This is a genomic window from Portibacter lacus, assembly GCF_021533215.1.
GTDB classification, from domain to species: Bacteria; Bacteroidota; Bacteroidia; order Chitinophagales; family Saprospiraceae; genus Portibacter; species Portibacter lacus.
Genome location: NZ_JAJNKA010000007.1, coordinates 333,941 through 356,749 on the forward strand (window position 1 = coordinate 333,941; position 22,809 = coordinate 356,749).

The 22,809-nt window shown below is 36.6% G+C and carries 11 protein-coding genes; 5 read left to right on the top strand and 6 right to left on the bottom strand.

Annotated features, from left to right (window positions below; translation table 11 throughout):
* Nucleotides 1-128: 128 nt before the first annotated feature.
* The 5 genes from creD to L2586_RS14335 all read left to right on the top strand — a co-directional run bounded on the left by creD (nucleotide 129) and on the right by L2586_RS14335 (nucleotide 5,516).
* Nucleotides 129-1,484, top strand: a complete 1,356-nt coding sequence (gene creD, locus L2586_RS14315; protein ID WP_235293600.1) for a cell envelope integrity protein CreD — start codon at nucleotides 129-131, stop codon at nucleotides 1,482-1,484.
* 259 nt (nucleotides 1,485-1,743) lie between these two features.
* Nucleotides 1,744-2,130, top strand: coding sequence for a hypothetical protein (locus tag L2586_RS14320; RefSeq protein WP_235293601.1), 387 nt, complete (start codon nucleotides 1,744-1,746; stop codon nucleotides 2,128-2,130).
* Entirely contained in the window at nucleotides 2,130-3,569 is a 1,440-nt protein-coding gene (locus tag L2586_RS14325) for an ATP-grasp domain-containing protein (RefSeq protein ID WP_235293602.1), read from the top strand. The genes L2586_RS14320 and L2586_RS14325 overlap by 1 nt, the downstream gene beginning before the upstream one ends.
* Nucleotides 3,566-4,558 (top strand): ATP-grasp domain-containing protein, encoded by a 993-nt coding sequence (locus L2586_RS14330; protein WP_235293603.1) that lies wholly within the window; start codon nucleotides 3,566-3,568, stop codon nucleotides 4,556-4,558. The genes L2586_RS14325 and L2586_RS14330 overlap by 4 nt, the downstream gene beginning before the upstream one ends.
* Nucleotide 4,559: 1 nt before the next feature.
* Nucleotides 4,560-5,516 carry a succinylglutamate desuccinylase/aspartoacylase family protein gene (locus tag L2586_RS14335; protein ID WP_235293604.1) on the top strand — a complete coding sequence of 319 codons (957 nt, stop codon included), beginning with the start codon at nucleotides 4,560-4,562 and terminating at the stop codon, nucleotides 5,514-5,516.
* Nucleotides 5,517-5,570: 54 nt separating this feature from the next.
* Here L2586_RS14335 and L2586_RS14340 read toward each other — a convergent pair whose 3' ends face one another.
* The 6 genes from L2586_RS14340 to L2586_RS14365 form a co-directional block, all read right to left on the bottom strand.
* Nucleotides 5,571-7,529, bottom strand: a complete 1,959-nt coding sequence (locus L2586_RS14340; protein ID WP_235293605.1) for an insulinase family protein — start codon at nucleotides 7,527-7,529, stop codon at nucleotides 5,571-5,573.
* 108 nt (nucleotides 7,530-7,637) lie between these two features.
* A complete protein-coding gene (locus tag L2586_RS14345; protein WP_235293606.1) occupies nucleotides 7,638-8,483 on the bottom strand; it encodes a M16 family metallopeptidase in 846 nt (281 codons plus the stop codon).
* Between the two features lie 255 nt (nucleotides 8,484-8,738).
* Nucleotides 8,739-10,172, bottom strand: coding sequence for a DUF389 domain-containing protein (locus L2586_RS14350; RefSeq protein WP_235293607.1), 1,434 nt, complete (start codon nucleotides 10,170-10,172; stop codon nucleotides 8,739-8,741).
* Nucleotides 10,173-10,538: 366 nt separating this feature from the next.
* Nucleotides 10,539-11,276, bottom strand: a complete 738-nt coding sequence (locus L2586_RS14355; RefSeq protein WP_235293608.1) for a 3-keto-disaccharide hydrolase — start codon at nucleotides 11,274-11,276, stop codon at nucleotides 10,539-10,541.
* Nucleotides 11,277-11,435: 159 nt separating this feature from the next.
* Nucleotides 11,436-12,827: an MATE family efflux transporter gene (locus L2586_RS14360; RefSeq protein ID WP_235293609.1), complete on the bottom strand. Its 1,392-nt coding sequence runs from the start codon at nucleotides 12,825-12,827 to the stop codon at nucleotides 11,436-11,438.
* A gap of 33 nt (nucleotides 12,828-12,860) precedes the next feature.
* Nucleotides 12,861-22,769: a T9SS type A sorting domain-containing protein gene (locus L2586_RS14365; protein WP_235293610.1), complete on the bottom strand. Its 9,909-nt coding sequence runs from the start codon at nucleotides 22,767-22,769 to the stop codon at nucleotides 12,861-12,863.
* Nucleotides 22,770-22,809: the final 40 nt, after the last annotated feature.

Below are 22,809 nucleotides of genomic sequence, written 5' to 3' on the forward strand. Positions count from 1 at the left end.
CTAACATCATCTTAAATCAATTGAAGCCTTAACATTTACGAATAATAGACCAATCTCTACGCTTAATATAGTAGTCATATTCGCTTCCATATCTATCCTAAATTGCATGAAAATAAAACGATTAAATCATGCAACAACAAGAAAAAAAAGGATTAAGCCAAGTTAAAAAATGGATGCATCAGTCCGTTTCATTGAAATTATTCACCATCTCAATTTTGGGTCTTTGCTTGCTTATTCCGAGTGCCATGGTGAAGAATATTATACACGAACGATCCGGTCTAAATTATAATGCCAATCTAGAAGTAAGGTCTAAGTGGGCATTAGCACAAAACATTTGTGCGCCAATATTAAGTGTGCCTGTTATACAAGAAGTCATTCACGAAAAGAAAACATCATTCGTCAAGTCATATTATCACTTTCTACCTGAAGACTTAAACATCAACAGCCAAGTAACACCTCAAAATCTAAGACGCGGAATCTATGAAGTAATCGTATACAATTCTGTCTTGAAAATGGATGGATCATTTTCGATGCCAGAAGAATTCGATGCTCAAAATTTCCAAGACGTATTATGGGAAGATGCATTTATTACCGTGGGTATAAGTGACTTACGTGGAATAAAAAATGATGTCAATTTAAAATGGAATGAAGAAAATATCAAATCCACTCCAGGATCGAAAATAAGTGGAATCATTCCCTCTGGACTGAGTTTTCCGCTTTCTGACTTAAATGAAAATTTTAATGCGAAGCAATTTGATCTTTTCATCGATTTACAAGGGAGTGAAAAATTGACCTTTATACCACTTGGAAAGAACACTAATCTATCTATGCAATCTCCTTGGGACAGCCCAAGTTTCACAGGCTCCTTCCTTCCAGACGATCGGATAGTTGAAAAAGATGGTTTTACAGCAAACTGGAAAGTACTTCAACTCAATAGAAATTTCCCACAACATTGGCAAGGAGAAGCATATGGTTATCAATTAAAAGAAGCTGCTTTCGGTGTAGACTTTATACTTCCATCTGATGCCTACCAAAAGTCGATCCGCTCTATCAAGTATGCCTTGATGAATATCGCATTGACCTTCTTAATATTTTTTATAGTTGAGGTCTTTACTAAAGTTCGAATTCACCCATTCCAGTATATCATGGTCGGATTATCCATCATTCTATTCTACATCCTATTAGTGTCTGTAAGTGAGCATTTAAGTTTTGACAAATCCTACCTCATTTCTGGTACAGCAGTCATCGGTATGATCTACCTCTACAGTCTATCAGTCTTTAAGTCACTTAAGTTTTCACTTTACTTACTTGGGCTGAGTATCCTAAACTATGGGTTCATCTATATAACCCTTCAGATGACTGATTATGCCTTATTACTCGGAGCAGTAAGTATGACTATCATTCTTGCAGGAGTAATGTATGGCACTAGAAATATAGATTGGTACAATTTAAACCAAGAAAGTTTGGCAGAAGAACAAAGTTAGTTGTAATCTTTTTTTTTGATACTGGCCGGTTTCGAAGTTAGTCGCTTTGAGATCGGCCAGACTATTTTATGTAAATATGATATTATTAAAGCAGATCTGCACGGTAGTGTAAGGTTAAATCAAAAAGGAAAGAATTAACAGAAAAAAGACAGTTCAAAAAATAAATATTTCAAATGAGATAGTATATTCAATTATTATTTAATATTGTTGTATCGAACGAATAAGTAAACATATTCATTAGACAAATAATAAAACTAAAATGACAAGTAACAAGCCCAGAGTTATAAAGGATTATGACAAACTTGAGCAAAGTCTTCAAGAACAAATTAAGCTTAATTATCCTCATGGATTTGATAAGCATCTGATTACATTTAAGAATATTAAGAATGCATTTGTAAGCGCACTTCCTTACGAAACAGAAGAGAAATATTATTTGGTTCGTATGACGAGAGAAGAAGCCATTGCAATCATTGCTGATGACGATGATTACAAAGAAGGAAAGTTGAGAAAAGCAGTCATGGAAGAACTTCAGATCAAGCATGATTTCGACGATGATGACGACGATGATGATGACGACGATGATCTTTTAGATGACGAAGTGGTCGAATTTAACGAAGATGAAATGTCAGATACTGACGATGATTAATGAGAGAAGTAAAAAGTTATAAACCGGGAGCTTTTGAACCAGAAAACCACTGGTATGAAAAAGCCTTGAATGCTACCTTACACCCTATGGTAGGTTATTTTCTTAATTTAGGAAATGATCGGATCATAGAACGGTATTGTCATCTAAATCCTAAAGTCAAAAAATCCGCATTAGAAGAAATATTAGCCACAAGGCCAAAATATTTTCGTTGGGCTGGTGCTGATCTGATTAATGTTACAAATGAAAATGGGAATCGAAATATGGTTGTTATTGAAAATAACAGCTGTCCTTCTGGTCAGAAGTCGATGCCACTTTTACATGATCATGAAGAACATGGTGGATATAAAGAATTGATAGAAAGAACGTTTCTGCCTTCATTGAAAGGTCAGCGACTGATTTCTGAAGGTAAGCTAGCTGTTTTATATGATAAAAATCCAATGGAAGCTTCTGGATATGCAGCTACAATTGCTGACATTTTAGATGAAGAAGTTTTCTATCTTCCTTTCAAGTATTCTGACTTAGGTAATACCTTAAAGTACAAAAATGGCGTCCTTTATTTCTTAAATGAAAAAGAAGAATGGACTCCTATTAAAGCTGCTTTTAGATATGTGACACAGAAACCTTGGAATAGACTTCCCATCATTACCAAAACCAAAATCCTTAATCCTGTTCTCGCCTGCTTAGCTGGAGGTCGAAATAAAATGATGGCTGCAAAAGCTTACGATATTTTCAATGCAGAACTTCAAGGAACAGGACTTAAAATCGTTACCCCAGAAACAATCTGGGATGTAAATAAGAATGAAATTCCTATTTGGGTCAAGAAAATGGGAGGTCAAGCAGTTATAAAAGTCCCCTACTCTAATGCTGGTCAAGGTGTTTATACTATTGTTAGCCAGAAAGAGTTAGATGACTTTATGGCTGAAGAATTTGAATACGACCGCTTTATCGTGCAAAGTTTAATCGGAAACTACAACTGGAGTTCCATGGGCTCTAAAGGAAAACTATATCACGTCGGAACCATTCCTAATACAAAAGGACAAACCTTCGTCACCGACGTAAGAATGATGGTCAGTGCGAGCGTTGACGGTTTAAAACCACTCTGCGTTTATTCTAGAAGATCCAAAGAACCATTGACCAATGAACTTACTAGCGGCAGTAATTCATGGGATATGCTAGGGACGAACCTATCGGTTAAATTGGGTGATAACCAATGGGGAAGCGAAACCAATCGACTTGTACTCATGGATCGCCGTGATTTTAATAAGTTAGGAATCGGGGTTGACGATTTAATAGAAGGATATATACAAACGGTGCTTTCGATGCTTGCAATTGATTCCATGTGTAAAAACTTAATCAATGCAAACGGCAAATTCAGAAAGCGATTGTTTTCTTCATTAAATGATGATCCGCACTTAATATCTGAAATTTACAAGGAATGAACATCTTGATATTAACGGATCACAGAACACATAGTTCTAGTAATTCTTTCTATCTCATTGCCAATAGTTTAAACGAACATACACAAGTCAATTCCGTAACCGTCGCTAGTAGAAGCCTAGAGACGAATAAGTCTTTCTTCAGTGGCGAAAAGATGGAATTAAGTGTAAAACATTTAGATGAAGCAATGAGTTACGAATCCTTCGACGAATGGATTCAGACAAATCCAAAGACTGTCTACAACTTAGATGATTTCGATTATATTCTATTGAGACTCCCGAGGCCTATTCATGAAAACTTCTTTACCTTTCTAGGACGACAAATCGATGAACGAAAAGTAATCAATCGGCCCTCAGGCATTAGCAAAACAGGAAACAAGCAATTTTTGTTAAATGTGAAAGATTATTGTCCACCAGTAACTTTGGTTGAAAATATCGAGGATATCAAGTCTTTCAAGTCTAATTTCCCAATTGTTCTTAAACCGTTAGAAGACTACGGTGGAAGAGGAATCATAAAGATAGAAGGTGATAAAGTTTCTATAGGAATAGATCGAGTCCTAACATTTGAAGAATTTTCTCAGGATTTCAATGCTGAACCTCAGGCCTACTTAGCTATGAAGTTTCTTAAAAATGTAAAAAATGGAGACAAGAGAATTGTGGTTGCTAATGGCCATATCTTAACGTCATCCGTGAGATTTCCTGCTGATGGTTCTTGGTTATGCAATGTAGCCCAAGGAGGATCCGCCGCGTTAAGCGATCCAACTAACAGAGAAAAAGAAATCATCGCCTACATCGATCCGATCTTAGCAGCCGAAGGAGTTTTTATGTACGGCCTGGATACGCTAGAAGATGATACTGGAGAAAGAATCATCTCTGAAATTAATACGTTAAGCGTTGGTGGAATTGCCCCTGCAGCGGAAATGTCAGGAATGGACTTAGGCAAAAAATATGCTGATTTGTTTGTTAATTTTGTGGAAAATTTAGAAAAATAAAATGGATTATAAACATATAAATGAAATCAACCTCGATCAACTTGAGGCTGGGAATAAATATAAATTTTGGTTTGACTTGGTTTCAGGACCTTTTGGCAATCCAATTTCGCTTCCTGTTATAATTGTAAAAGGTAGCGAACCTGGACCAACAGTCGGAATTACTGCAGCTGTTCACGGAAATGAATTAAATGGAATTCCTGTTATCCATAAATTTATAGACAGCATAGATCCAGTATTATTTAAAGGGAATATTATCGCTATTCCTGTGGTCAATGTTCCTTCATTTATGAATAAGAAGAGACGGTTTATAGATGGAACAGACCTTAATCACATTATGCCTGGAAAAGCAGATGGTAATGTAAGCCAAGTTTATGCTTATAGATTTGCTGAAAAAATACTTCCTCATTTCGACTTTCTCATTGATCTACATACCGCTAGTTTCGGTAGAATTAACTCTTTTTATGTAAGAGCTGATATGAGTATGGAAATTACCCGAAAAATGGCAATGTTTCAGAATCCTCAGATTATTGTTCATAACCCTCCTTCTGATGGTACCTTAAGAGGAGCAGCAGCAGAAATGGATATTCCAGCCATTACCGTAGAAGCAGGGAATCCTAATACCTTCCAAAGAGGAATGATTAAGGATAGTTTAACAGGTATCAGAAATGTTGTAATTGATCTGGGAATGATGGCCGGTGAGATCGTAAAAGATGAAGTTAGTCCTATCTTATGCAAGAAGTCGTATTGGATTTATACAAACCATGGTGGACTATTAACCGTCTACCCAGGTCTCACAGACGATGTCCACAAAGATAAAATGATTGCGAAACAACTAGATATTTTTGGAAGCTTGAAGAAGGAATACTTTGCACCAGAAGACGGGATTTTGATCGGGAAAAGTGTTAGCCCTGTAAATCAGACCGGCGGTCGAATTCTTCATTTAGGGATAAAAGAATAGAAATTAAAAGAGTTTTGCTTTTCCATAAAGCAAAACTCTTTTATAGTCCATTTTTTAATTGTTCTCCACTTCTGCTGGCTCCATTACCATTCGAATAAAGTTTCCAGATCCAAAATATTGTGAAGCTGCATTTTTTATATCATCAGAATCTAGACCCTGAATCGATTTTTCTAAGTGTTCAAGACTTATCGTTGACGGAGAAACTCCATTTTCATACACATTTTCTAATTTCGATCTCCAATATGTATTTTCCTCTAAACTCTTTATCATCGATTGTCGCTGCGTTTCCTTCACTTTCGTCAAGTCTTTTTCTGATGCACCATTCTTAGTTGCATGCTCTACATCCTTCATTGCAGTGGCGATTAAATCTTCCGTATTTCCTGGATCACAGTTAAAAGAAACTGTAATTGAATATCTTTCTTCTGGAATTCTACTCGCATTTCCACTGACTCTAACCCCATAAACTCCGCCTTTATCTTCTCGCATCGACTCTCGCATTTTAATTCTTAGAACATCTAGCATAGAATTAAAATGATAAGCATTTTCTGGTGTCCATTCAAAAGGACCGTGAAAGAAAAGTTCAACTTGGGTTTTCGGTGCTGCCCCCATATTTATCAGATCATTAATTTCTCCTTCTACGTAGTCAATTTGTCGATTCATATAAGTCTCTTCTACCCCACTCGACGGCAGATTCCCCAAATATTTCTGACACATTTCTTTTAAGGTTTCCTCTTCAAAGTTGCCAACAAAAATAAATGTAAAACCACTTGCATCAGCAAAACGCTCTTTATAGATCTCTAATGCTCTATCATAATCAATAGATTCCAATGATTCTGCCGTAGGGAAACCAACTCGTGGGTGATTATTAGTTCTAAGCTTCATTGAGTGATCCATGAAATAGTAAGCTGGATTAGACATTAAATTCTTATAAGTATTGGCCTGCTTCGAAATATAAGAATTAAACGCTTCCTCATCTTTTCTGACATCAGTAAAATACATGTACGTTAATTGTAACATGGTTTCTAAATCTTTAGGAGAACAAGAACCAGAAACACCTTCATAATAAGATCCGATGTATGGGAAAACACCTACGGTTTTCCCAGTCAAAAGCTTCTCTAAATCAGAATCTGAAAAATCACCAAGACCAGACTGAGCAACAATTCTGGAAGCATTTGTTGCATTCATATAATCTTCATCTTCGTATAAACTTGTTCCACCTTCACTGCTAGCAGTCATCATGATTTCATCATTTTTAAAGGTCGTGGGTTTCAATACGATCTTCACTCCATTCTCTAATTCAAATTCCTTTACTCCTACTTCATCATAGGATGCAGTTTGCTTAATACTTACTGCTGAAAGTTCCTTATCAAATAATGGCGCAGTAATCACCTTATCTTCATAAGGTGCAATTTCTTTATTTGCAATACCGTCTATAAGTCCTAAAAGATCTTCTTCCGTCGGCAAAACAACATCATCTTTCTCAGGTGCCGTTACAACGACGACTCTATTCTCTGGGGTAATCCAATCTTTAGCCAATGCATCAATTTCTTCTACGGTGATCGTTGGCAAGAACTTTTCATAATAGGCTAACTGCTGATCAATAGATGGAATAGGGTTTCCATCTAAGTAGTGATAAATATATCTCGTAATTAATCTTCTAGAATCTATTTTATCTTGCTCTTTAGCTTGTCGCATGATGTTCTCTTTCATCGCTGTTTTCTGCCTTTCTAATTCTGAAGCGTTAAATCCATGACGAAGCGCACGCTCATTTTCAGTTAATAACACGTCAAGTGCATGTTCTATTTTTCCTTCAGGAACATTAGCAAAAGCGGTATAAGTGTCTAAATCACCTACATCCGATCCATATCCAGAATAGGCAAAAATAAATGGAGGATCAGCTTCCTTCGTAATTTCATCTAATCTTGTATTAAGCATTCTATTGTATAACTGACGTACTAAAGACTGTCTATAATCTATATCCGTTTTTACTGAAATATGGTCATGTTTATACATTATTCGCAGAATGGTAAATGCCGATTCTTTATCTGAATTAATAGAAACCAACGTTTCTTTATGCTTAGGTACAACATTATCTGCTTTATTTCTCTTCTCAGCAGAAGGCTAAATCGGTGCAAATAATTTCTTAATCTTCTCTTCCGTTTCTTTGACATCTACATCACCTACAACCGCAATGGCCATTAGATCTGTACGATACCAATCCTTGTAAAACCTTTTTACAACTTCTGGAGTAACATTATTAATAATTTCAGGAGTACCAATAGGAAGTCTCTTAGCATACCTAGAATTATGATACATTACCGGGAAATAATTCTTTTGCATTCTTTGCTCACCACTTAATCTAGATCTCCATTCTGAAGTAACAACTCCTCTCTCTTTATCGATTTCCTCGGGATCGAAAGATATTCCTGATGCCCAGTCAAATAAGACCAATAACCCTTTATCAAATAATTCCATGCTATCTGTCCTCACTTGCAACATATATACAGTTTCATCAAAACTTGTATACGCATTCAGGTCTGGACCAAATTTAGTTCCAATGCTTTCAAGGTAGTCTACCAGTTCATTTTTCTCGAAATTCTTAGATCCATTGAAAGCCATGTGTTCTACAAAGTGCGCTACGCCTAATTGGTCATCATCTTCCTGCATAGAACCTGCATTGACTATTAATCGTAATTCAGCTCTTTGTTCAGGTTTTGTATTTTGCTGGATATAGTATTTCATTCCATTAGATAAAGTACCAATGGTGACCTTATCATCATTAGGAATATCAGCTGGGATTGATTTTTCACTTTTTGCACTTGATGGAATATTTACTCCATCAGGAGAAGTAGTTGTTACTTCTTCTAATTCAACCACTTTCTCAATTGTCTTTGCTGTTTTAGGTGTACAAGAAGTGTAAACTAGCAGAAGTGTAAGTAACGATAATAAATAGGATATTTGTTTCATAACGAAGGTTTTACAATTGTAAATAAAGTAAAAATTAGTCTAACTATCGAAAGCCAGTATTTATCTAAAAGATAATTATTTTTATATAATCTTAGATAAGCAAAAGTTAATAAATGTTACCCTTGAGTGATCCGAAACTAACAATATAGCACTCTCACCTTTTCCCGCAGTTTTCCTGCCACTGATAACTTTGCCCTCTAACATATCTTAAAATATATTACAATAACATCAAAAGTATTAATCTTCCATATTCTATCAATATTCTAGAACCTGCAGGGTATCCAAGTGCAACCTAAACTTGACCCATGATTCAATTTTTTTCAAATTTTCGTTTTTTTCTTTAGAAGACACATCTTTTTTCCAACGTATATTGATAACAGGTAGTGTATCTATTTTTTGAAAATTCGTTGTAATTTTATTAGAGTAGCTAAAGATTTCTACGTTCTCATAGTTAATTTTCAACTCTTCACTTATCTGCTCGAAAGGAACAGCTCTAATCTTTAACAAAGCTATTTCATTTTCTAGAAAACGAATTCGTTCATCTTTATCATTGAGTAATTTATCATTCTTCACGTAAAGATCTTCAAGTATTCCTGCTTTAACCACACTTGAAAGCTTTTCCGCCATTTCACCACTTTGATCATCTCTTTGATGAATTCTCAATGTTGTTTCTTCTAACTTTTCAACCTTCGAAAGGCTAGTCCCCCATTCCTTAATCTTTTCTTTCGGAACATGGCGACCTATAAGATAGACATCAATCTTATTCAGTTCAAAATCTTGTGTGAACTTTACAACTTCCGCACCATCATATTTAATCTGGTGTGTAACGAATTCTTTAGATTTGTTTTCAAAAACCTGCTGATCTAATAATTTTATAAAAAGCCATACACTAGGAACCATAACCGCAATAGCGATCAAGGATGCAATCTGAGATGTTCTACGAAGTAACTTGCTGTCAGCATACCGAACAAGTGGAAATCGAAGAATTTTACAAACTATAAAAGTGGAAAGTGCTATAAAAACTGCGTTTATGGAAAAAAGATATAATGCGCCACCAGCATAAGAAGCATTACCCACAGCCAATCCATACCCAACCGTGCACAAAGGTGGCATTAACGCTGTTGCAATTGCAACTCCAAAAATAACACTGGCTATCGTTCCACTTTTAGTTTTTGCAACGATTAATCCTAAACCTCCAAATATAGCAATGAGAACATCTAATATCGTCGGATAGGTTCTAGCCAATAATTCTGGTGTCTCCTCTGTAAGTGGAGATATTTTAAAGTACAAAAATGCAGTGAGCACACTCAAAATGACCATTACAATTACATTCAAAAGCGAACGACGTAAAGTTATCAAATCATTGGTCGCTACTGCTAACCCAACTCCTACAATAGGTCCCATCAAAGGCGAAATAAGCATCGCTCCAATTACAACTGCACTACTACTAACATTAAGCCCGATGGAAGCAACAAAAATTGAAAAGATAAGAATCCATACAGTATGCCCCTTAAAAGGTATGTCTTTCTTTACCGCTTCTATTGTAGCTTCACTATCTGAATCAGAATGAATATCAAAAAGTTCAATAAAGAATTTTTTAAAACTTTTCAATACAAGGTGCTGTAAGTTTATTTCATCCGCATTCTGTGGAGTGATCTTTATATCCTTGTCTTTTTCTGAATTCTCCATCTACAAACATTTATTGCCATTTTCAATTGAAATGATATTTATAAATCCTTCTAAAGGCTTAATCACCTTTCTTTGTTACATAAAAAACTGATTTCATTATGATAAAAATTATTATAAGGTGTAAATACCTTATTAACATCATATTTCTTCATTCTTTACTTAAGCTAACCGCCCTTGTAATTTGTAACTTTTCAGCACGAAATTGTTCATCATGTAAAACTTCTGATCCTTCGTGAAAAAAACTTTGCCTGAATATCCTAAGAACTGTTTTGAATTCAACGATTTCTTTTCCTTAGCTATTGCTAGCTCATTAAAGATACTTACTCACCAGTAAAGGAATAATTGTAATTAATAAAGTAATACTTACTATAGTTTTCTTACCCAAATGTTCCTATACTTTACTAAATCTCCGTGATCCTGTAACATAATTGGCAGATCCCCATGAGCATTATTTTGAGGTAAACCCATGTATTCAGTAGTTCCCCAAATTTCAGTATTATGCTGAGTTACAACTCCATTATGGAGTACTGTAATGGTCGCAGCATGAGTCCGCACACCTTTATCATTGAATATTGGTGCTTTAAAAATGATATCATACGTTTGCCATTCTCCTGGCGGCAAACAAGCATTAACTAAGGGTGCAGTTTGCTTATAAATTCCACTTGCTTGACCATTAGAATAGGTACGGCTTTCATAGCTATCTAAAACTTGTAATTCATATTTACTCATTAGAAAAATACCACTATTACCTCTACCTTGACCTTCACCCTTTATGACGGTAGGTGATGTCCATTCTATGTGAAGTTGACAATCTCCGAAGGATTCTTTTGTCTTAATACCACCTGTTTGGGGTTTTACTTGCATGGCATCTCCTATAATATCCCATGTAGCATCACCACTATTCGTCGAAACCCAACTATCGAGGTTTTGCCCATCAAAAAGCACAATTGCATCAGAAGGCACACCATCTACGATGTTAACTTTCGGCGGAATCGGTTCCCATACTTCTGTCGTTTGAGGATCCATTTTTCCTCTATTTATTCCTTGCGCATTAACAAACTGTCCAACTAAAACTAAAGCCAAAAGCAATACATTAAATTTCATGTCTGATTATTATTTAAATTAAAAACATTAATATAATAAAAAATTATGCACGAGACTTAGCGGGACTCAGTTGATCTTATGGAAATTGTAAAATCTTCTTAATTGATTCAAAACTTAGACCTACCAAATATCAAGAATAAGCTTTTCGCTTTAGATAAATTAGATCTTCTTAAGCTTCCATTTTCCTCTTCTAAATAGATAAATAAGCATTAATGCAAGAAATGCTTCAGATATAGCAATAGATGCATATACTCCTTCCGATCCGTACCCCATGGTTACAGCTAAAAAATAAGCAAGTGGAATTTCAATTAGCCAGAAAGCTATGAAATTTGTAATAGTAGGTGTCATCGTGTCACCTGCGCCATTAAAAGCATTGCCCAGCACCATTCCATAAGAAAAGACAATATAGCCTAATGTAATAATTCTCAAGGCTTTAACACCTTCCAATACAACTCCAGCTTCATCTGTAAAAAAGCCGATGATGCTTGGTGCAAAAATCCAGAATATAATACTAACAGAGACTAAAAAAATAGCATTATAAAAAGAAGCTATCCAAGCTGATTTTTCAGCTCTTTCAGGTTTCCCAGCTCCTAAATTCTGTCCCACTAAGGTCGCAACTGCATTAGCTAAACCCCAAGATGGCAGAATCGTAAATACGATCACTCTAAAAGCCACCGTATAACCTGCGACTGCTGTATTGCCAAATTGACTTACGATTCTTACCAAGAAGATCCAAGAAAATGTCGCGATAATATATTGGCTTATTCCACCTATAGACAACTTCACCAACTCGAAAATTACTTTTAAATCTAGCTTTATATCATTGTATATCAGTTTAATAGCAGAACTACCTTTAAGTAAAATATATAGCTGCAAAAGTACACCAAATCCACGCCCTATACATGTTGCTATGGCAGCTCCCTTTATTCCTAGTTCAGGAATTGGCCCAAGCCCAAAAATCAATATCGGATCTAATATGATGTTAATAGTATTTGCAAAAATTAAAGAATACATCGCAATAGCAGCATCACCAGCTCCACGGAAAATAGCATTTAACAAATAAAGAAGAAATATGATAATATTGAAACTAAGTAAGATTCTGGTATAGCTGACACCTTCTCGGATCAACTCCTCATCTCCACCCATCAGTCTTAAGACATCTTCGGCATAAATATAACCGAGCACCCCAACGAAAATCGCAACAATTGCACTTAGCAAAATGGCTTGAACCGCCACATTACTCGCTCCTTTTTTATCTTTCTCTCCTGTTCTTCTTGCTATTAATGCTGTGGTTCCCGCACTTAGCCCTATCGCTAGGGAATAAATAATAAACATGAACGTTTCAGTTAGTCCTACGGTAGCAATAGCATTAATAGAGATTTTAGAAACAAAATAGATATCTACTACAGCAAAAATTGACTCCATGATCTGCTCCAGCATCATGGGTATAGAAAGCATAATAATAGCAGTCTTAAGATCACCTTGAGTAAAATCATGATCCTTTACCTGGATACTGCTTTTAATAGTATTTATGATCTTCTTTAGACTCAATTCACAGAATTTATTAGCCTAAAAGTAAATGTTTTAATTTATAACCATCATTTTTATTGATTTCGATATCGATTGCGACGAAATTTTGAAAACATAAATTCCAGATTTAAGATTAGAAAACTCTAATGTTCTACTATTCATTCCTTTCTCTAAATATTCATCAGATTTCCAAACAGTTTTTCCACTAAGATCCAAAACGGATAGTTCATAATTCCCTGCTTCTGAAATTTCCATTTTTACAGTTGTTTTTTCTGTAAATGGATTTGGCGTGTTTTGATGTAATGTAAGTTTACCAATTGATTCTTCTTCCTTAACAGGAATAGCCTGAAGTCCAATGTCATAAAACTCATTAATTCCTGTTTCATGCAATCTGATTTCTCTAATTCCCGAAACAGATAACAAAGATCGGTCTTTTATCTGAATGGGCTCTGCAGTATTCCAGCTCACTTTTAGAATCAATTGATCGTCCTTGTTAAAGAAATGATAGTTATCTTTTGTGAATTCTGGAAGATCTGAAGTTACAACCATAGCATCTATATCCATCTCATTACTTACTATTAGTGATAACTCAAGGCCAAATATCTCTTTATTTACGTTGTTTTTAAGATTCCACTGACCATCATCCAATATAGATTCAAGCAGAATGGAATGATCAACCCTTATACTAGAATTATTCTGCTCTGATATCTGAACATTACCGTTCACATCACCCACTTTAATGCCAGTGAAATTTTCAAATACATCTTTTCTAAGATCATATACAGAAGTATAATCTGAAACACCCCAAGGATTCTGAATATCAATCCATTCTAAGTGTGAGGGCATAAAATTCCACGAGTTATTATTTTTGAATTCCTTCTTAATTCCTAATATAACCTTTCTTAGATCTAATAAATCTGAAGCGGTAATAGCGCCTGAATGATTAACATCTGATGCAATTAAATAATATGGATTATTGATAACTTTTGTCCCCAAAATATGCTTTTGAATAAGGACTAAGTCTAAGGTCGTCACGCCATTTAATACGTCATCGTTCTTCTTCGGCTTAAGATAATAATCTGAGTACATTTTTAGATTGGTCAATTCATACTTCCCAGCAACTGCCATTTCATATTCTTCAAAAGATTCATCATTGGTAGAAAAATACATTTCTACATTAGAGATCCCAATGCCATCTGCATGGTTCGTTATTTCTCCTAATATCGAGGCTTCCTCAACCGTCTCCCCACAAATCTCTGCAGAACTTCTTATTTTCAAATAAGTATTACAGAAGTCTTGGTTTCCATATGAATCTGTAATCCAAAGTGTAATCGGAATGGAATCTACAGGGAATAGGTCTAAATCATTACATGAAATATTCAGAATGATATCCGAAGTGTTTGGGCTAAATGATACGACAACCGGATTACTGCACTCATCATAACCTCCTAAATCAAAATCAGAAGCCCAAAATTCAAGTTCTTTATCTCCTTCATTTAGCGAAGTTGTAATTCCATTAAAACAATAAGCAACTGGTGGTTTTCTATCAATGACTGTTATGGTTTGATTACAAACTGAAATATTATTACACCCGTCGAATGCATACCATTTCAACTGATGTTTGCCTTCTGGTAAGACGGTATTGATAGATCGACTTTTTACTTTGTCTGAATAAGAATAATCGCTATTCATATCTATCTCATAATGATAAGCCAATAAATCGTCTGAAGTACAATCATCAGATGCAACGATAGTATAATCCAAAATACCTTCGCATTCTTCATTTAAGTCAATGCTTAGATCTTCACAATTCGAGAAAACAGGAGCTTCACTATTTTCAATTCTCAATCTTTGATAGTATCTCCATTCCTTCACGTGGAAATCATCTAACGCAATGTCAAAATAACATTCATCAATGATCCTCCACTCCCTTAAGATCGTTTTGCATCCATTTCCAGATGAGATATATTCAGAATCATTGAATTTAATACCAATTGTATGACAGGTTCGCATCATTATTTCAGGTATTCCAGTGATTGAAGTATCAAGTGAGGCATTACAGTCAGATGTTATATAATCACATGGCCATGCGACGCCATCTAGTGGATCTGAATTACCACAATCTTCATCCGCTATATAGAACGGAATACACTCTTTTATAGTTATTCTTTGATTGGTAGTAGATGAATTTCCTTGACTATCTGTCGCAATGAAGGTCCTAATAATTTCACTGGCATTACAACCATAAGAAACGGTATGACTTTCTGTGATTTCGATATCACAGGCATCATAGGCATATCCATCAAATCCTACAAATTTATAATAGCTTGCGTATCGATCCGCTGGATCAAATGAAGCTTCATCAGGACATCCTCTATCAAAAATGAATAAAGAATCTGCAATATTTGTATTTAGTTTAATACTGCCAAAGAACTGATCCAAATTATCTTCGTCTGACCAATATTCACAACTTACCGTCATATCAGATGGTGGTATGATTATAGGATTTAACTTATCTTGGACGGTTACTCTGGCCATACAATCTGTATATTTACCATACAAAGAACCACCTTCTTCCATTTCTGCAGTACTTACTATCCCTTCTCCAGGATTAACTTCGAACACTCGCAGAGCAACCATATTGTTACGATCTATATCTCCGCAACAAAATGACGCATAATCATCAATGAGGAGTCCAACATTGGCCTGCCCACAAATAGAATCATCCATTCTACCAATTTTCAACCAAACAGGCTTGCAATTATCAGAGCTTCCATTATCTATTGAACTCGCATAAAGCTTTGTTTCGGAACCATTAAAATCTTCATTAACAGAAAGAGATATGATCGTATTTTCATGACAAACAGCAACAGGAGGTGATTGGTCAACGAGAAGTACTTTAGTCGTATCATAACCCAAATTTCCGCAACAGTCCTCTGCCTCATATATGACATAAACTTCTCCCTCTTGAAGTTCACTTATGGTGTATAGTTTCAAACTTTCATCAAATTCTACAATTCCGGCATCAGAGATAACCCGATAATTATCATTATCAGAACAGTTATCAGAAATAGATGGAGGATTAACGACAAGATAGCCTTTACACCAAGAATCTGCTCCTAGTGTATGGTCATCAGGAGCGATTACCGTAGGAGCTATATCATCTAATATTTTGATGATTTGTTGATGCTCGATGATCTCTCCTGAACACCAATTGTATATTTTCCAATCCCTAAGTACTTTAAAACAGGCATTTGGTGAGTCTGCACAATTATCAAATCTAAGATCTTCAAAAGTCAATTGAAATTCGTTACACGTATTTCCTATAATATCCCCAGTTACTGTAGGACTAGGATGTCCATTAGTTAAAGTATCCCACTCCACACCTCTATCTTCACATTTTAAATAACTTGTATCAATACCATCAAAATTTCTAGGCAGTTCTAAGTCATCAATGGTCGCTCTTAACATATTGATCGTATCAATTCCATAACCAGTTCTTCCTCCATCATCTATCGCTGTCCAATTTCTGATGATCTGAAGTGAATACAAATTGTCACATGCTAAGAAGGATTGGTTATCGAAATAACTTAATCTAGCTTGGGAACAATTATCGGCTCCTTTTTCAGCAATCATGGCACCGTCTATATTTTCTATATGAATAGAATCATGAAAAGGGAACCCTACATGAAAAGGATCAGTTTCTTCATCGCATTTTACTTCTAAATTTCTACCATTTAATTGAGGAGCTAGTTTATCCTCCGCTAATACACGTCCCCAGCAAGAAATATTATTGGTATTATCCGTAATGGAATACAGCAGATCTTGTCCTAAGTACTCACATGTAATAATGGGGCTACCTATAATGTTCTGGAAGTTATCTGGCGTACCAGAGCCAACTTCGATTGTATAACCATCCGAACAACCTAATTCTCCACCTGTTAAAACATCTTCAATGCTAATAGAAAATTCACAGTGTTCATCCATACTAACATTGATCTGTCCTTGGCATGCAAAAGCTGGAGGCAAAAAGTTTTTCACAAAAATCTCATGTGAGCAAGAGGCAGTATTATTAGAGACATCGGTAATCTCATAGGATAATATATTATTCCCAACATAAAATTCATCACCAGAAAAAAGACCTAAATCATCTATCCTTGAAATTAGAAAACTACAATTATCTTCACCTATCGGATCGGCAAAGACAGCTTCAGCTGAACACTGGTCAGCACTTAACTGCACGGTTAAATCAGCAGGACAAATGATTGAAGGAGAAATCGTATCGATTACAAAAACTGATGCGTTACAACTATTTGTATTTCCACATTCATCTTCAACAATAAATTGTATAATATTTAAACCTGCATCATCACATTCAAAATTACTTTGGCTCAATGATCTTTCTATAACACCACAGTCATAACTTCCATTGTCAATTTCATCAAGTCTTAAGTCAATGTTGCCTCCTATTTCAATAAAAATGGTAACATCATTACAAATCGCAACAGGTGGTTCTTCATCTTCTACTGTAATAATTTGAGACTGTACATCTGAGTTTCCACAGTTATCTGAAACCACCCAAGTTCTTTCCACAGTCCCAGTATTATTACAGCCATTGAGTCTGACTTCATCTGTATAAATTGCCATCAAACCGATAGCACAGCTTCCTTCCATTATAAATACATCGCCAGTAGATTCTAAGTTTGTGTAGTCCTCAAAGCAGTTTATGGTTATGTTACTCGGAAACATAAATTCAGGTGGAGACACATCTTCTACGAATATAGTTTGAACGTCTGTACTAGTATTACCACATAAATCTACCGCTGTCCATGTTCTCGTAATTGTGCCTTCACTTGCACAACCTTCTATATTATTTACATCTGAATACGAGATCATTATACCTTCTTCGTTAGTACAATTATCCAAAGTACTTGGTTCGCCAGTCAAAGTCAAATCATTAGGATCATCTTCGCACATGATAGAGACATCGGTAGGTGCAACAATCTCAGGAGATGTCGTATCTCGAACAGTAATGATTTGTTCTTGAATGTTAATATTTCCACATAAATCTGCTAAAGTCCAAATCCTTGTAATCGTTCCTGTTCCATTACAATCTTCCAAATTTTCAATATCAACAAAGCTCTTTTCACCTAATCTGCAATTATCTGCTTCATTTTCTAAATCGCCTGTAACACTGACAGTAGCTTCGATATCACAATTAATCGTAATATTCGCTGGAACTATAAAGGTCGGTGGTGTTGTGTCTTGTACTGTGATGATCTGATCTTGTGTATTCATATTACCACAGGCATCAACTAAGGTCCAGGTTCGTGTTATTATTCCAGTTCCACTACACCCTTCAAAGTTCTCCACATCTACAAATGTCGCTGCTTCTATTCCACAATTATCCAATAAATCTTCCACATCACCAATATTCTCTACACTTGGCTCTATGTCACAATTAATCGTAATATTCACAGGAACCGTAAAAGTTGGTGGTGTAGTGTCTTGTACTGTGATGATTTGATCTTGAACATTCATATTTCCGCATGCATCAACTAAGGTCCAGGTCCTGGTAATCGTCCCGGTTCCATTGCATCCTGCTAAATCTGCTACATCTGCAAAAGTCGCTTCTTCTACTCCACAATTATCAGCTTCGTCTGTTACATCGCCTGTATTGTCAATGCTTGGTTCTACATCACAATTGATCGTAATATTCTCAGGAGCCGTAAAGCTTGGCGGTGTGGTGTCTTGAACAGTGATGATCTGGATTGCAATGCTATCATTTCCACAAATGTCTAAAGCAATCCACGTTCGCTCTATTATTCTTGTATTATTACATCCTGGTTCTTCTTGGTTTACATCCATAAATTCAATGGATAGCAATTCACAATTATCTGCTGCATCCGTTACGTCTCCTGTGATTGAGATGATTGGTTCCACTTCACAGTTAATCGTAATATTTGATGGAACGGTAAAACTTGGCTTCTCTACATCTTGAATAACAATACTTTGGGTGCACTCAATTGAATTCCCACATGCATCAGATATTGTCCAAATTCTAATGATCGGATCATCTCCTGAGCAAGTTCCTCCTTCAGAGCTATCCATAAATGTTATTGCCAAGTCTTCTGGAAGTGTGCAGTTATCTGATGCTGTCGGCATTCCTGTGGACGCTGGGTTCGGATCATCATCACAACTTATTGTAATACTAGGATTACAAGTTATGATGACGGGTTTAGTGGTGTCTTGAATAGTGATGATCTGCTCTTGCACATTCATATTTCCACAGGCATCAACTAAGGTCCAGGTCCTGGTAATCGTCCCTGTTCCATTGCATCCTGCTAAATTTGCTACATCTGCAAACGTCGCTTCTCCTACTCCACAATTATCAGATTCGTCTTCTACATCTCCTGTGTTTCCAATTGTTGGCATTACTTCACAATTGATTGTAATATTTGATGGCACGGTAAAGCTTGGCGGTGCGGTGTCTAGAACAGTGATGAGTTGTTCTTGCACGTCCATGTTTCCACATGCATCAACCAAAGTCCATGTCCTAGTAATTATTCCGGTTCCATTACAGCCTTCCAAATCTTCAGTATCTGCAAAAGTAGCTTCTCCGACTCCACAATAGTCAGCTTCATCTGTTACATCTCCTGTATTGTCAATGCTTGGTTCTATTTCACAATTGATTGTAATATTCTCAGGAGCCGTAAAGGTCGGTGGTGTGGTGTCTTGAACAGTGATGATCTGCTCTTGCACATTAATATTTCCACAGGCATCTACCAAGGTCCATGTTCTGGTTATCGTTCCGGTTCCATTACATCCTTCTAGATCTTCGGCATCTACAAAGCTCGCTTCTCCTACTCCACAATTATCATCTTCGTCTATTACATCGCCTGTATTGTCAATGCTTGGTTCTATTTCACAATTGATCGTAATATTTGATGGCACGGTAAAGCTTGGCGGTGTGGTATCTTGAACAGTGATCAACTGGATCGCAATGCTATCATTTCCACAAATGTCTAAAGCAATCCACGTTCGCTCTATTATTCTTGTATTATTACATCCTGGTTCTTCTTGGTTTACATCCATAAATTCAATGGATAACAATGCACAATTATCTGCTGCGTCTGTTACGTCTCCTGTTATAGAGATGATTGGTTCCACTTCGCAGTTAATCGTAATATTTGATGGAACGGTAAAACTTGGCTTCTCTACATCTTGAATAACAATACTTTGTGTACACTCAACTGAATTGCCACATGCATCGGAAATTGTCCACGTTCTTATGATCGGATCATCTCCTGAGCAAGTTCCTCCTTCGGAGCTATCCATAAATGTTATTGCCAAGTCTTCTGGTAGTGTGCAGTTATCAGATGCTGTCGGCATTCCTGTGAAAGATGGATTAGGATCATCATCACAACTTATTGTAATACTAGGATTACAAGTTATGATGACAGGTCTAGTAGTATCTTGAACAGTGATAATTTGTTCTTGAACATCCATATTTCCACAGGCATCAATTAAGGTCCATGTTCTTCTAATTGTTCCGGTTCCGTTGCATCCTGCTAAATCTGCTACATCTGCAAAGGTCGCTTCGACTACACCACAATTGTCAGCTTCATCTGTTACATCTCCTGTATTGTCAATGCTTGGAGCTATTTCACAATTGATTGTAATATTCTCAGGAGCCGTAAAGGTCGGTGGTGTGGTGTCTTGAACAGTGATGAGTTGTTCTTGCACGTCCATGTTTCCACATGCATCAACCAAAGTCCATGTCCTAGTAATTATTCCGGTTCCATTACAGCCTTCCAAATCTTCAGTATCTGCAAAAGTAGCTTCTCCGACTCCACAATAGTCAGCTTCATCTGTTACATCTCCTGTATTGTCAATGCTTGGTTCTACATCACAATTGATCGTAATATTTGATGGTACGGTAAAGGTCGGCGGAGTGGTATCTTGTACGGTGATGAGTTGAATGGCAATAGAATCATTGCCACAGATATCTAAAGCAGTCCAAGTTCGCTCTATTATTCTTGTATTATTACATCCTGGTTCAGCCTGATTTTCATCTTCGAAACCTATAGAAAGCAAAGCACAATTGTCTGTTGCGTCTATAACATTTCCTGTAATCGTTACATCGGGTTCAACTTCGCAGTTAATCGTAATATTTGATGGAACGTTAAAACTTGGCTTCTCTACATCTTGAATAACAATGCTTTGTGTACACTTAACTGAATTCCCACATGCATCAGATATTGTCCAAATTCTAATGATCGGATCATCTCCTGAGCAAGTTCCTCCTTCAGAGCTATCCATAAATGTTATTGCCAAGTCCTCTGGAAGTGTACAGTTGTCTGTTGCCACCGGTATTCCTGTAGAAGATGGATCAGGATCATCATCACAACTTATTGTAATACTAGGATTACAAGTTATGATGACAGGTCTAGTCGTATCTTGAACAGTTATGATTTGTTCTTGAACATCCATATTTCCACAGGCATCAATTAAGGTCCATGTTCTTCTAACTGTTCCGGTTCCGTTGCATCCTTCTAAATCTTCACTGTCTTCAAAGGTCGCTTCGACTACACCACAATTGTCAGCTTCATCTGTTACATCTCCTGTATTGTCAATGCTTGGTTGTATTTCACAATTGATTGTAATATTCTCAGGAGCCGTAAAGGTCGGTGGTGTGGTGTCTTGAACAGTGATGATTTGTTCTTGCACATTCATATTCCCACATGCATCAACCAAAATCCATGTCCTAGTAATTATTCCAGTCCCATTACAGCCTTCCAAATCTTCACTGTCTTCAAAGGTCGCTTCGACTACACCACAATTGTCAGCTTCATCTGTTACATCGCCTGTATTGTCAATGCTTGGTTCTATTTCACAATTGATTGTAATATTCTCAGGAGCCGTAAAGGTCGGTGGTGTGGTGTCTTGAACAGTGATCAACTGAATCGCAATGCTATCATTGCCACAGATATCTAAAGCAGTCCAAGTTCGCTCTATTATTCTTGTATTGTTACAACCTGGTTCTTCTTGGTTTACATCCATAAATTCAATGGATAACAATGCACAATTATCTGCTGCGTCTGTTACGTCTCCTGTGATAGAGATGATTGGTTCCACTTCGCAGTTAATCGTAATATTTGATGGAACGGTAAAACTTGGCTTCTCTACATCTTGAATAACAATACTTTGGGTGCACTCAATTGAATTCCCACATGCATCGGAAATTGTCCACGTTCTTATGATCGGATCATCTCCTGAGCAAGTTCCTCCTTCAGAGCTATCCGTAAATGTTATTGCCAAGTCTTCTGGAAGTGTGCAGTTATCTGATGCTGTCGGCATTCCTGTGGACGCTGGGTTCGGATCATCATCACAATTGATAGTTATTATTGGGGCACAAGTTATGATGATGGGTTTAGTGGTGTCTTGAATAGTAATGATCTGCTCTTGCACATTCATATTTCCACAGGCATCAACTAAGGTCCAGGTCCTGGTAATCGTCCCGGTTCCATTGCATCCTGCCAAATCTGCTACATCAGCAAAGGTCGCTTCTCCTACTCCACAATTATCGGCTTCGTTTTCTACATCGCCTGTATTTGCAATTGTTGGCATTACTTCACAATTGATCGTAATATTTGATGGTACGGTAAAGCTCGGCGGTGAGGTGTCTTGAACAGTGATGACTTGTTCTTGCACATTCATATTTCCACAAGCATCAACTAAGGTCCAGGTTCTAGTAATCGTCCCGGTTCCATTGCATCCTGCTAAATCTGCTGCATCTGCAAAGGTCGCTTCTCCTACTCCACAATTATCGGCTTCATCTTCTACATCGCCTGCGTTTCCTATTGTTGGCATCATTTCACAATTGATCGTAATAGCTGATGGGACAGTGAAGCTTGGCGGTGTGGTGTCTTGAATTGTTATGATTTGTTCTTGAACGTTCATATTTCCACAGGCATCAACTAAGGTCCAGGTCCTGGTAATC